This window comes from Mycetocola sp. Y791, assembly GCF_059445325.1.
Genome location: NZ_JCAIUC010000004.1, coordinates 522930 through 534818 on the forward strand (window position 1 = coordinate 522930; position 11889 = coordinate 534818).

Annotated in this window: 12 protein-coding genes and 1 tRNA gene; 10 read left to right on the forward strand and 3 right to left on the reverse strand. The window is 64.6% G+C overall.

Annotated features, from left to right (window positions below; genetic code table 11):
* The first annotated feature begins 128 nt into the window (after positions 1–128).
* The 3 genes from AC1C2N_RS15535 to AC1C2N_RS15545 are packed head-to-tail and all read left to right on the forward strand — an operon-like array spanning position 129 to position 2830.
* Positions 129–953 carry an ABC transporter ATP-binding protein gene (locus AC1C2N_RS15535; protein WP_495434494.1) on the forward strand — a complete coding sequence of 275 codons (825 nt, stop codon included), beginning with the start codon at positions 129–131 and terminating at the stop codon, positions 951–953.
* A complete protein-coding gene (locus AC1C2N_RS15540) occupies positions 929–2512 on the forward strand; it encodes a hypothetical protein (protein ID WP_495434483.1) in 1584 nt (527 codons plus the stop codon). Before AC1C2N_RS15535 ends, AC1C2N_RS15540 begins: the two co-directional genes overlap by 25 nt.
* Before the next feature lie 27 nt (positions 2513–2539).
* Complete coding sequence (locus AC1C2N_RS15545) at positions 2540–2830, forward strand: DUF3039 domain-containing protein (protein WP_108391427.1); 291 nt, start codon at positions 2540–2542, stop codon at positions 2828–2830.
* Between the two features lie 11 nt (positions 2831–2841).
* Here AC1C2N_RS15545 and AC1C2N_RS15550 read toward each other — a convergent pair whose 3' ends face one another.
* On the reverse strand, positions 2842–4113 hold the full coding sequence (locus AC1C2N_RS15550; protein ID WP_495434495.1) for a nicotinate phosphoribosyltransferase: 1272 nt from the start codon (positions 4111–4113) through the stop codon (positions 2842–2844).
* Positions 4114–4263: 150 nt separating this feature from the next.
* On the opposite strand from AC1C2N_RS15550, the gene murI reads away from it, so the two are divergent.
* The 4 genes from murI to AC1C2N_RS15570 all read left to right on the forward strand — a co-directional run bounded on the left by murI (position 4264) and on the right by AC1C2N_RS15570 (position 7566).
* On the forward strand, positions 4264–5100 hold the full coding sequence (gene murI / locus AC1C2N_RS15555; protein WP_495434484.1) for a glutamate racemase: 837 nt from the start codon (positions 4264–4266) through the stop codon (positions 5098–5100).
* A 49-nt stretch (positions 5101–5149) separates the two neighbouring features.
* A complete protein-coding gene (rph, locus tag AC1C2N_RS15560) occupies positions 5150–5893 on the forward strand; it encodes a ribonuclease PH (RefSeq protein WP_483404536.1) in 744 nt (247 codons plus the stop codon).
* On the forward strand, positions 5890–6501 hold the full coding sequence (gene rdgB / locus AC1C2N_RS15565) for an RdgB/HAM1 family non-canonical purine NTP pyrophosphatase (RefSeq protein ID WP_483404535.1): 612 nt from the start codon (positions 5890–5892) through the stop codon (positions 6499–6501). Before rph ends, rdgB begins: the two co-directional genes overlap by 4 nt.
* Positions 6502–6657: 156 nt before the next feature.
* On the forward strand, positions 6658–7566 hold the full coding sequence (locus AC1C2N_RS15570; protein WP_495434485.1) for a cation diffusion facilitator family transporter: 909 nt from the start codon (positions 6658–6660) through the stop codon (positions 7564–7566).
* On the opposite strand, the gene AC1C2N_RS15575 is transcribed toward AC1C2N_RS15570, so the two are convergent.
* Both AC1C2N_RS15575 and AC1C2N_RS15580 read right to left on the reverse strand, forming a co-directional pair.
* Complete coding sequence (locus AC1C2N_RS15575; RefSeq protein WP_483404533.1) at positions 7563–8324, reverse strand: DedA family protein; 762 nt, start codon at positions 8322–8324, stop codon at positions 7563–7565. The two genes, AC1C2N_RS15570 and AC1C2N_RS15575, sit on opposite strands and share 4 nt — an antisense overlap.
* A gap of 62 nt (positions 8325–8386) precedes the next feature.
* A tRNA-Leu gene (locus AC1C2N_RS15580) sits at positions 8387–8468 on the reverse strand.
* A 137-nt stretch (positions 8469–8605) separates the two neighbouring features.
* Here AC1C2N_RS15580 and AC1C2N_RS15585 point away from each other — a divergent pair.
* The 3 genes from AC1C2N_RS15585 to AC1C2N_RS15595 all read left to right on the forward strand — a co-directional run bounded on the left by AC1C2N_RS15585 (position 8606) and on the right by AC1C2N_RS15595 (position 11633).
* The gene (locus AC1C2N_RS15585; RefSeq protein ID WP_483404532.1) at positions 8606–9838 is read left to right on the forward strand and encodes a TadA family conjugal transfer-associated ATPase; all 1233 of its coding nucleotides are present in this window, start codon (positions 8606–8608) and stop codon (positions 9836–9838) included.
* 110 nt (positions 9839–9948) lie between these two features.
* On the forward strand, positions 9949–10698 hold the full coding sequence (locus AC1C2N_RS15590) for a type II secretion system F family protein (protein WP_495434486.1): 750 nt from the start codon (positions 9949–9951) through the stop codon (positions 10696–10698).
* The gene (locus tag AC1C2N_RS15595; RefSeq protein WP_495434487.1) at positions 10686–11633 is read left to right on the forward strand and encodes a type II secretion system F family protein; all 948 of its coding nucleotides are present in this window, start codon (positions 10686–10688) and stop codon (positions 11631–11633) included. Before AC1C2N_RS15590 ends, AC1C2N_RS15595 begins: the two co-directional genes overlap by 13 nt.
* The last annotated feature ends 256 nt before the right edge of the window (positions 11634–11889 follow it).

Here is an 11889-nt window from a genome sequence, read left to right on the forward strand (position 1 = left end):
CCGACGACACCGAGACTGAGGTGTTCGCCGCAGAGGCGTCAACGGCTGTTCTCCCGGCACCGGATTCCGCAACTGAGCTGCTTCAGCCGCTGGCCGACTCCACACCGCTTCCGCTCGTCGACCGGGGAGTGGGAACGGGCGAGCCCGTTGCCCTGGCGGATGCGCGCGCCGGTGCTCCGGCGCCGTCCGAATCGCCCGTCGTCCTGAGCATCCGGAATCTCTCGCGCAGCTTCGGTGACACGATCGCCGTCGACGGTATCGATCTCGATGTACGCCGCGGCTCTTTCTACGGAATCGTGGGTCCCAACGGCGCGGGCAAGACCACGACGCTGTCGATGGTCACCGGTTTGCTTCGCCCGGATTCCGGGAACATCACGGTGAACGGCATCGACGTGTGGCAGGACCCGGCGAAGGCGAAGAAAGCGATCGGGGTGCTGCCCGACCGCCTGCGCCTGTTCGACCGGCTCACGGGAGCCCAGCTGCTCTACTACTCCGGAGTGCTCCGCGGCCTCGACGGCGCCACAGTGCGGGCGCGTGTCAAAGACCTCGCATCCGCCTTCGGCCTCGAAGACGCGCTCCATCGTCTGGTGACCGACTACTCAGCGGGAATGACGAAGAAGGTGGCCCTGGCATCCGCCATGATTCACTCGCCACGCCTGCTGGTTCTCGATGAGCCTTTCGAATCGGTCGACCCGGTCTCGTCAGCGAACGTCATCGAAATTCTGCAGGGATACGTGGCCAACGGTGGCACTGTCGTGCTCTCCAGCCACGGAATGGACCTCATCCAGAGGGTGTGCGACCATGTCGCGATCATCGTGAACGGCCAGGTGCTCGATGCGGGTGCTGTCGACGACGTCCGGGGTGGCGGAACGCTCGAAGAGCGGTTCGTTGAACTGGCAGGCGGACGAAAGGCCGCAGAAGGTATGGAATGGTTGCACAGCTTCTCCGACTAAGGCTTCAGTTGCTGGGCAACCTGTTCCGGCAGAGTCCCAGGCGGGCGGCGGTGATCATCCTCGCGATCATCGCCGGGTTTGCGCTCCTCTATCTGCTTGGCGCAACGCTCGTGGCGCTTCGGTTCTCTCCCGACGAGTTCACGCGGAACCTCCTTGTCTTCCTGGGTTCGTTCGTGATCCTCGGATTTGTCCTGTTCCCCATGATCTTCGGGGTCGAAGATGACATGGACCCGCGGTCATTCGCGTTGTTCGGCGTTCGCGACCGCTCACTGTCCACGGGCCTGCTCGTTGCCGCGCTCGCGAGTGTGCCCTCGATCGCGCTTGTGCTGGTTGTCCTCGTCCTGAGTCTCACGACAGCCGTCAGCGGATCTCGCGGGTTCCTGCCGGTTCTCCTCGCGCTTCTGTCAGCCGTGCTCGCTGTCGCCACCTGTGTGATCGGTGCCCGTGTCACGACCGCGGCTGCCTCGCTCCTTCTGGCATCCCGCCGGTCAAAGGAACTCTCGAGCCTGATCGGAATCGTGCTGCTCGTGCTGCTCGCGCCTGCTGCGATTCTGCTCTCCAGCGTGAACTGGGGCAGAGACGGTGCCGCGGTGCTCGGCAGCGCCGCCGATGTCATCAGCTGGACACCGTTCGGGGCTGTCTGGTCATTCCCGGGGGATGCCGCCCTCGGTGACGGTGGCGTCGCTTTCCTCAAACTCCTGATCGCTGTGGCGACCGCCGCAGCCTTGTGGTTCGTCTGGGACCGGCTCGTGTCGTACTTGCTCGTGACTCCCGGCCGCGAGATTGCGGCCACATCGAGCGGCCGGATGGGGTGGTTCGACCTGATGCCAGCGCGGCCCGGTGCTGTCGTTGCCGCGCGCAGTATGACCTATTGGGCCCGCGACCCCCGGTACCTGATGTCGGTCGTGATCATCCCGATCGTTCCTTTCGTGATGATGGTGCCATTCCTCGTCGTCGGCGTTCCGATCGAGCCGCTGGCGCTGCTGCCGCTCCCGGTCATGGCGATCTTCCTCGGCTGGTCCGTGCACAACGATCTCGCCTTCGACTCAACGGCAGTGTGGCTGCATTTCGCCTCGGGAGTGCGGGGCTACGCCGACAGGCTCGGGCGACTTTTCCCGATCGCGCTCATCGGTATTCCGCTTGTCGTCATCGGCTCCATGGTCAGCATTCAGTTCTACGGCGACTGGGTGGTTCTGCCGTCGATGATCGGGGTCTCGTCCGCTCTCTTCCTCGGCGGGCTCGGATTGTCGAGTTTCATCTCTGCGCGTTTTCCCTATCCCGTGGCGCTGCCGGGCGACAGCCCGTTCCAGCAGCCCCAGACGTCGAGCCCGGCTGGCGGTTTCTCCCAGGCCGCTGGACTCATCGGGTCTGCCCTCGTGGCGGCCCCGGCCGGAGTTCTCGCCTGGCTGGGCTTCACCGATGACCCCTCGTGGCATGTGCTTGCACTCTGGGCGGGAGTGGGCCTCGGCATCCTCACGCTGGTTCTCGGCGTGTGGGCCGGCGGGCGGGTCTTCGACCGTCGCGGCCCTGAGATCATGGCTTTCGCCGTCAGCCACTAGGCAGCGTTTCCCGCGTACAATTGGAGCATGATTGACGCACGCGTGAGCATCGCAGATCCTGGATCCCGGCCGGACGCCGGCGGCACTTCAGTCCTCGACCGTGAACTTGAAGAACTCCTCAACAGCGAGGGTGTTGAACCCGGCGACCACGAGCGTTTCTCGCACTACGTGAAGAAAGACAAGATCCTCCAGTCGGCCATCAGCGGCAAGCCCGTGAAGGCGCTCTGCGGCAAAAAGTGGACGCCAGGACGCGACCCGGAGAAGTTCCCCGTCTGCCCGACCTGCAAGGACATCTACGAAAAGATGAAGTCCGAGTAGACGCTGGCGCGTTACTTCGCGAACCGCGTCGGCAGGGCGGGATCCCCGCGACCCAGCCGCGCGGCATCCGCCGGAAGCTCCGTGAGGATGCGTGCCCTGTGTTCCCGCGCCAGTGCCGTCCCAGCTGGACCGGTGTACCGCTCGTCGATGTCGCCACCGCTCGCCAGCTGAACGAGCAGCGGACGTTCCAGGTCATTCGTGGCGTCTGCCGTTTCGGGCCCGTCACCGACATAGATGAGTTCCTCGACAGCGACCCGGGCGTCGTTCAGCCGACGAACGGGGAACTTCCTCCCACCCACCCCGACCTTGCCCTCGGACGTCTTGGCGACGGATACCCAGTCACCGTCGCGGTTCTTCCGGGCGACGAGCTTGTAGACCATGCCTGCGGCAGGAGAACCCGACCCAGTGACGACTGACGTGCCGACCCCATAGGAATCCACCGGCACGGCCGCGAGGGCGGCGATGGCGTGCTCGTCGAGGTCGTTGGTGACGGTGATCTTCGTCCGGGTTGCGCCAAGAGCGTCCAGTTGCTCGCGGACCTCGAGAACCAGGGTGGGGAGGTCACCCGAATCCAGCCGGACAGCGCCGAGTTCCGGGCCCGCAACTTTTACCGCCGTGCTGATGCCCTGCTCCACGTCGTAGGTGTCGACGAGGAGCGTCGTCCCCGGGCCGGACGCAGCGATCTGTGCGCGGAACGCCTCCTCCTCGGTTTCGTGCAGGAGGGAGAAGGCGTGTGCCGCGGTCCCCATGGTCGGGATGCCCCAGGTGCGGCCAGCTTCCAGGTTGCTCGTCGCATCGAACCCGGCGATGTACGCGGCACGGGCGGCCGCCACCGCGGAGTGCTCGTTCGCGCGCCGCGAGCCCATCTCGGCCACCGGCCTGCCGTGGGCCGCGGTCACCATGCGCGTTGCGGCGTTCGCGACCGCCGTGTCGTAGTTGAGGACGCTGAGGATGAGAGTTTCAAGGAGGACCCCCTCCGCGAACGTCGACTCGACGGTAAGGATGGGGGAGTTCGGGAAGTACGCCTCGCCCTCGCGATACCCCCAGATGTCGCCGGAGAACCTGTAGTTGCTCAACCAGTCCAGCGTGCGGGGCGATACAACGTTGTTCTCCCTCAACCAGCTGAGTTCCGCGTCGCCGAAACGGAAGTCGCGGATCAGCTCGAGGAGTCGACCGGTCCCCGCGACGATGCCGTAGCGCCTGGCGCCGGGCAACCGGCGTCCGAACACTTCGAAGATGCACTCCGTGTCCGCGGTGCCGTGCGCGAGCGCGGCATCGACCATCGTCAGTTCGTAACGGTCGGTGAAGAGGGCTGTTGAGGTTTCCGATGACGTCGAGTGGCTCACCCCGCCAGCCTATCGATGGCGTCCGGCATCCGGTGCCCGCTTGCGCCTGCCGGATTACGGCCGTATGGAGCGGGTAGGCTGGAACCCGTGAATGATGCGCCAATCGGAATATTCGACTCCGGAGTCGGCGGGCTGACAGTCGCTCGTGCGATCCAGGACCAGCTGCCCAACGAAGAAATCCTCTACGTCGGCGATACCGCGCACTCGCCATACGGCCCGAAGCCCATCGCCGACGTCAGGCGGTTCTCGCTCGAGGTACTGGACGACCTCGTGGCACAGGGCGTCAAGATGATCGTCATTGCCTGCAATACGGCGTCGGCAGCCATGCTGAGAGACGCTCGGGAGCGATATTCCGTCCCCGTGATCGAAGTCATCCAGCCGGCTGTCCGTCGCGCAGTGGCGAGCACCAGGAATGGGCGTGTCGGCGTGATCGGTACCGAGGGAACCATCAACTCTCGGGCGTATGAAGATGCGTTCGCGGCGGCGCCCGAACTGCAACTGTTCACGGCAGCGTGCCCGCGGTTTGTTGAATTCGTTGAAGCCGGGATCACGACGGGTCCCGAGGTGCTCGCGACAGCACAGGAATACCTCCGTCCGCTCGTCTCGGCGGACGTCGACACCGTCGTCCTCGGATGTACCCACTATCCGTTCCTCAAGGGCGCCATTTCCTACGTCATGGGCCCGGGCGTGACGCTCGTCTCAAGCGATACCGAGACCGCAAACGATGTGTACCGTGTGCTGGTCTCCGGTGACCTCGAACGCACGAGTCCTCGGCCGCCAGCGCACCACTACGAAGCCACCGGGCCGAGCGAGGCCGAGTTCCTCGAGCTCGCGCATCGTCTGATCGGTCGGGAGATCTCCCACGTCGACCTGGTCCAGACCGGTGTCATCGATCTCGCAGCGCTCAGGGCATTCGGTTCTTAGCCAGTCTTCCCCCATCCGCCGATCGTCGGCGCTTTTCTCAGGAGTACCCGTGACAGACACCATCCGCAAAGACGGCCGCACCAACACCCAGTTGCGGGAGGTGACAATTGAGCGCGGCTGGAGTGACCAGGCCGAGGGCAGCGCGCTCATCTCGTTCGGAAAGACGAAGGTTCTTTGCACGGCATCCTTCACCAACGGCGTACCCCGCTGGCTCGCAGGCAAGGGTAAGGGATGGGTGACCGCTGAGTACTCGATGCTTCCCCGGTCGACGAACAGCCGTATGGACAGGGAATCGGTCAAGGGCAGGATCGGTGGCCGGACCCACGAAATCTCCCGCCTCATCGGGCGGAGCCTTCGCGCGGTCATCGACACGAAGGCCCTCGGCGAGAACACCATAGTCATCGACTGCGATGTGCTTCAGGCCGACGGCGGTACACGCACGGCAGCCATCACCGGCGCGTATGTCGCTCTCGCCGACGCGATCGAGTGGGCTCGTGAGAAGAAGTTCATCGGACAGAAGGCGACTCCACTCATCGACAGTGTCGCCGCGGTGTCGGTCGGCATCATCGACGGGGAACCGATGCTCGATCTCGCATATGTTGAGGACGTGCGTGCCGAAACCGACATGAACGTTGTTGTGACCGGACGCGGTCTGTTTGTCGAGGTTCAGGGCACCGCGGAGGGCGCACCGTTCGATCGCCGGGAGCTTGACGCTCTGCTGGACCTGGCCGTCGGAGGCGCTGCGGATCTCACCGCTCTTCAGGTGCAGTCCCTCGCTCGGAGCGCCGAGTGACGATCGAGGTCGTGCTGGCAACTCACAACCAGCACAAGGTCGAGGAGTTCCAGCGGATCCTGAGCGCGGCGATGCCCGAGATCACCGTTCTCGCCTACGACGGCCCTGAACCCGTCGAGGACGGCGTGACCTTCAGCGAGAACGCACTGATCAAGGCACGCACCGCGGCGGCGCACACCGGCCGCATCGCCATGGCCGACGACAGCGGCATCTCCGTCGACGTTCTCGGCGGCGCGCCCGGGATCTTCTCGGCACGGTGGTCCGGGCCGGGGCACGACGACAAAGACAACCTGAACCTGTTGCTCGCGCAACTGTCAGACATCGCTCCTGAGCACCGCGGGGCCGAGTTCCACTGCCACATCGCGCTCGTCGTTCCAGAGAATCAGGACCGCGCCGGGTTCGAGCACGTGTCGGTCGGAGTATGGCCCGGGACGCTGGCAACCGAGGCCAGTGGCGAAAACGGGTTCGGCTACGATCCGATCTTCATCCCCGCGGGCTACGACGTGTCGTCAGCCGAGCTCCCGCCAGAGACGAAGAACGAAATCAGCCATCGGGCGAGGGCCTTCGCCGATCTCATCCCCACCCTGCAATCCGTTGCATCCGCCTGAGTCCCGAAACCTGAATCGCTGCAGCCTGAATCGACGGGGCGAGAGCGGGCGGGGGCAGTGACTGGTCGACCGGGACGCACCGCAATGAGAATGGCCATCGTTAGCATCAAGCGCGGCGGTATGGCGGATGGATCGCGCGCGGCTTAGCGTTGAGGTATGGCCCATGACCACGCCCCACGCGATGTCCATCGCTCTCGGTTGCTCATCGTCATCGCGATCGTCACTGTCGTGCTTGTCGCGGAGGTCATCGGCGGCATCCTGACCGGATCGCTTGCCCTGCTCGCCGACGCGGGACACATGCTGAGCGACCTCACCGGGCTTCTCATCGCGCTCATCGCGCTGAGCATCGCTGCCCGGCCGGCCAGCGAGCGGCACACCTATGGCTACCGCCGCACCGAGGTTCTTGGCGCGCTGCTCAACGGACTACTGCTCGTCGTGGTCGCCGTCGGAATCGGGTTCCAGGGCATCCAGCGCCTGATCGACCCGAGCGGGATCGAGATCCTCGCCGTGCCCATGCTCGTCGTGGCCGCCATCGGTCTCGTCGCGAACGCGATCTCGATGATGGTTCTTCGCAGCGGCGCGAAGGAATCCCTCAACATGCGGGGTGCGTATCTCGAGGTGTTCGGCGACCTGCTCGGGTCGGTTGGTGTTCTTATCGCCGGAATCATCATCCTGTTCACCGGGCTGGTGCAGGTGGATGCCATTGCGTCGCTGCTGATTGCCGCTGGCATCCTTCCCCGCGCGTGGGTCCTTCTCCGGGACGTGTGGCGGGTGCTCAACGAATCGACTCCGTCAGACACCGACGTGCAGCAGATCCGCGACCACATCAGGGGCGCGCCAGGCGTGGTCGATGTGCACGACGTCCACGTCTGGTCGATCACCTCGGGCGAACCGGTATTCACGGCCCACGTCGTCGTCGATTCTGACGTGTTCAGCGAGGGGAGAACCGGAGAGATGCTCGACACGCTGTCGGAGTGCCTGAGCGGCCACTTCGACGTTGAGCACTCCACCTTCCAGCTCGAGCCGGCGAAACACGCCGGCCACGAGCATCCGCAGCACCCCTAGGGAAGATCGGGCTTCTTGTTGAAGGTCTCCGGGTCAAGCACGAGCCGGGCGGCTTCCTCAGCGTCGGTGAGACCATCGGGTCCCGCGGCCATTTCACGCTTCGCCTTGCGGCTCGACTGCACGTAGTGCCAGACCGTCGGGATCAGGGTGATCACGACGGCGCCGATCAGGATGACGTCGATGTATTCCTGGACGAAGGTGGCGACCGGCGGGATGTAGCCAAGAAGGTAACCGAAGTAAGTGAGTCCGACGCCCCAGATGATGGCGCCAACGAAGTTGTAGAACGAGTACTTCTTGTAGTCCATGTGGCCGACGCCGGCAGCGACAGGGGCAAAGGTGCGAATGATCGGGACGAAACGAGCGAGGATCACCGCGAGTCCACCGAACCGGGTGAAGAACGCGTTGGTGCGCTGGACGTTCTTCACACTGAAGAGGCCTGATTCCTTGCGCTCGAAGATCCGGGGACCCGCCTTATGGCCGATCAGGTATCCGACTTCACCGCCGAGGAACGCCGCGAAGCCGATGGCGAGCGCCACCCACCAGATGTCGAGCTCGAGTCCCTGCGTCGTGGCGGAGTGCATGCCGTGGAAGGTAAGCAGCCCGGTGATGACGAGCAGGGTATCGCCGGGAAGGAGGAAGCCGATGAGAAGGCCAGTCTCGGCGAAGACGATGAAGCACACAACGACGAGGGCCCATGGCCCGGCCGCGCTGATGATGCTCTCGGGGTCAAGCCAGGGAATGAGTCCTGTCGAAATCATGGCGGCTACTACTCCGTAGGTCGTGCTCGTCGATGGTCAGTGGCTTACGCCACGTGTTTCCGTGCGGAAGGTGGGACTTGAACCCACACGCTCGAAAGCACAGGAACCTAAATCCTGCGTGTCTGCCAATTTCACCACTCCCGCTGGCCCGTCAAGTCTAGGGGGAAGCGGGCGCTCGTGAACCGGATTCGTCGCAGTCGCGGATGATGCGACCTCGTGAGCGAAAAGGGGCCTGTGGATAACTCCAGCAGGGTTTTCCGGCTTTCGTGCAGAATTCCTCCATGTCGTCGCCGGCGCAGATCATCACGGACCGCGTTCGCGAGCGCGTGCGTCGCGACGGTGCAGACCTCTCGACGTCAACCGGTTTGGCGCAGAGTTACGTTCGTGACGAGGTGCGCCGATACAGCGAACGAGCGCTGGGCGGGACACTTCCGCTCATCGCCGATGAAGCTGCGACCGAACGCCAGGTGGTCGCGTCACTCACCGGCTTCGGGCCGCTGCAGGAGTACCTCGACGACCCGGGCGTCGAGGAGATCTGGATCAATTCACCGACGCGGATCTTTGTCGCGCGCGATGGCGTTTCCGAACTGACGAATACCGTCCTCACCGAGGCGGGGGTGCGGGACCTTGTGGAACGGATGCTGCAATCCACGGGTCGGCGAGTCGACCTCAGTTCCCCGTTCGTTGACGCGTCACTCCCGGACGGTTCCCGCCTGCACGTGGTGATCCCCGACGTGACTCGGAGACACATGTCCGTCAACATCCGGAAGTTTCGCCGCAGCGTTCGCGATCTGGGGCAGCTCGTTGCGCTTGGGTCGCTGAGTGCGCAAGCGGCTGAGTTCCTGCGGGCGTCGGTGCTTGCGGGCCAGAACATCCTGGTGTCTGGGGCGACCCAGGCGGGGAAGACGACACTTCTCGGCGCTCTGCTCGGCACCGCGCCGGCACGCGAGCGGATTGTCACGGTCGAGGAAACTTTCGAACTCGATCTGTCCGCACAGGATTTGGTTGCGATGCAGTGCCGGCAGTCGAACCTCGAGGGCTCGGGCGAGATCACTCTGCGGAGGCTCATCAAGGAGGCGCTGAGGATGCGGCCCGACCGGCTCATCGTCGGTGAGGTGCGTGAAGCGGAGAGTCTTGACCTGCTCATCGCGCTCAACAGCGGTTTGCCCGGGATGTGCTCGATTCACGCTAATTCGGGACGCGACGCGCTCGTGAAGCTGTCCACGCTTCCGCTCCTCGCGGGGCGGAACATCGATTCGTCGTTTGTTCTGCCGACGGTGGCGTCCTGCATCGATGTGGTGGTGCACCTCGAGATTGATCGCAGTGGGCTCCGGCGGGTGAGGGAGATCCTCACGGTCACCGGGGTCGTCACCGGTCCGGTGATCGAGACAAGCCGGCTGTTCGCGGTGCGCGACGGGCTTCTCGAGCCGACCGGGAGTTACCCGACCAGAACCGGAAAATTCGAGGCGGCTGGCATCGATCCTCTGCCCATCCTGCGGAGGGGGTTCGTGTGACGCTGCTGCTGGGTTGTCTCCTTGCCGCGGGCGTGGTGCTGACCGCATCACCCTGGCTCTTCCCGCGGGGAACAGCGCGCTCCGAACACCGACCGCGGCGGACAGGCAGGTTGCGGACCGCACTGTCGGCGGCCGGGTTTGGCTCGGTTCCCATCGGCGTATTCCTGACGCTGTCCGCCCTCACCGGTGTTCTCTTCGCCGCTGTCGCTTCTGCCCTCACCGGAGTCATCGCCCTCGCCGTGAGCGCCGCAGTCCTCGGAGGAGCGGTTCCTGTGCTGCTGGTTCGGTGGCGGGCACGCACGAACCGACTGGCGCACCGTGCACTCTGGCCGGATGTCGTCGACCACCTGATCGGTTCGGTCAGGTCCGGACTCGCGCTGCCCGACGCCGTCGCATCCCTCGCTCACACGGGGCCAGAGGCCCTGCGCGCAGATTTCGTGTCGTTTGAGCGGGACTACCGCAGCACAGGATCATTCGGCGGCAGCCTCGACCGTCTGAAGGATGCTCTGGCAGATCCGGTTCCGGATCGCATCATCGAGACATTGCGCATGGCTCGCGAGGTCGGTGGCGCCGACCTCACCACGGTGCTGCGGAGCCTGTCCGCTTATCTTCGGACCGACAACGCCATCCGCTCGGAGGTAGAAGCACGACAGTCCTGGATCAAGAGCGCCGCCAAACTCGGTGTCGCCGCGCCGTGGTTGATCCTGCTTTTGCTGTCCACCAGGCCAGAGGCATCCCTCGCATATAACTCTCCGGGCGGATCAGTGCTCATCGTGGTCGGCGCGGCGGTGTCAGTTATCGCATACAGGGTGATGCTCGCGCTCGGGCGGCTGCCGCAGGAGAAGCGGTGGTTCACGTGAGCGCGTCTGCGGCATGGGGGCTTGTCTTCGGTGTGACCCTCGGGCTCGGGCTGTGGTCGGTCGTTGCGATGCTGCCGAGGTTCGGGGGTCCAACGCTGGCAGACCGGGTGGCCCCGTACCTCGTCGACGTGTCCGAGGGCGCGCGGCAGTACAGCGAGAAGCGGTTCACGGACCCGCTACCTATTGTCGGCAGGTTGCTCAGTCCCGTCCTGCGCCGCCTCACCGCGATCCTTGCCGCGGTGCTTGGAGGCAACGTCGCCCTGCAACGCAACCTCGATCGTGCAGGCTCCGACAGGCAGGTACAGCGGTTTCGGATGGAGCAGGTGCTGTGGGGTCTGGCCGGCACCGGTGTTGGTGTCGTCTTCGCTGGCATCGGGAGCGGCAGCCACCTTGTGCCTTTTCCCGTCGTCGTCGCACTCCCGATCGTCTGCGGCATCTCCGGGCTTGTTCTCCGTGACGCGACCCTCACCCGGCAGGCGACCGCCCGGGTGAGCCGTATCGCGGCAGAGTTGCCGACGGTTCTCGAGTTCCTCAGTTTGAGCCTGTCGGCGGGGGAAGGGATTCTCGACGCACTGCGGCGGATGAGCGCCATCGGATCGGGCGAACTGAGCCAGGAGTTTCGAGCGGTCGTCACAGCGGTCAACACGGGGATACCGCTGGCAGCCGCTCTGACGGAGGTCGCTCGTCGCACCGATCTCCCCGCGCTCACGCGCTGCGTTGAGCAACTCGTCGCTGCGCTCGAACGGGGATCGCCTCTCGCGGAGGTGCTCCGCGCCCAGGCGCAGGACGCACGAGACGAGGCGAAGAGGGAATTGCTTGAGGTCGCGGGGAAGAAAGAGGTGGCCATGCTTGTGCCTCTGGTTTTTCTCATCCTCCCGCTCTCGATTCTCTTCGCGATTTTCCCCGGAATCTTCGTCCTTCAGGCCGGTTTCTAAGTCGCGGACACGACGAACACGCACACCACGAACACAAGAAGGAGGATCCTCATGAAAACACTGCGACGCCTTCGCCAGTCAGCGACAGGCCAACTCGCCGATGACCAGGGTGACGTGCCCGGCTGGGTCTTGATCACCCTCGTGAATGGTGCCTGATCTCACCTACTCGTTCACGTAGTTCTCAATCGCCGGCAGAACAACGTCGGAGAGGGTTTCGTTTCGGCGCTTGGCTTTCGCAATCGCTGCCTTCCCGAGA

Excerpts from the sequence above, each read along its gene's own strand:
- AC1C2N_RS15575 (WP_483404533.1), bottom strand. The coding sequence starts at position 8,324 with ATGATTTCGACAGGACTCATTCCCTGGCTTGACCCCGAGAGCATCATC.
- AC1C2N_RS15585 (WP_483404532.1), top strand. The coding sequence starts at position 8,606 with ATGTCGTCGCCGGCGCAGATCATCACGGACCGCGTTCGCGAGCGCGTG.
- AC1C2N_RS15550 (WP_495434495.1), bottom strand. The coding sequence starts at position 4,113 with ATGGTCGATGCCGCGCTCGCGCACGGCACCGCGGACACGGAGTGCATC.
- AC1C2N_RS15545 (WP_108391427.1), top strand. The coding sequence starts at position 2,540 with ATGATTGACGCACGCGTGAGCATCGCAGATCCTGGATCCCGGCCGGAC.
- AC1C2N_RS15570 (WP_495434485.1), top strand. The coding sequence starts at position 6,658 with ATGGCCCATGACCACGCCCCACGCGATGTCCATCGCTCTCGGTTGCTC.
- AC1C2N_RS15540 (WP_495434483.1), top strand. The coding sequence starts at position 929 with ATGGTTGCACAGCTTCTCCGACTAAGGCTTCAGTTGCTGGGCAACCTG.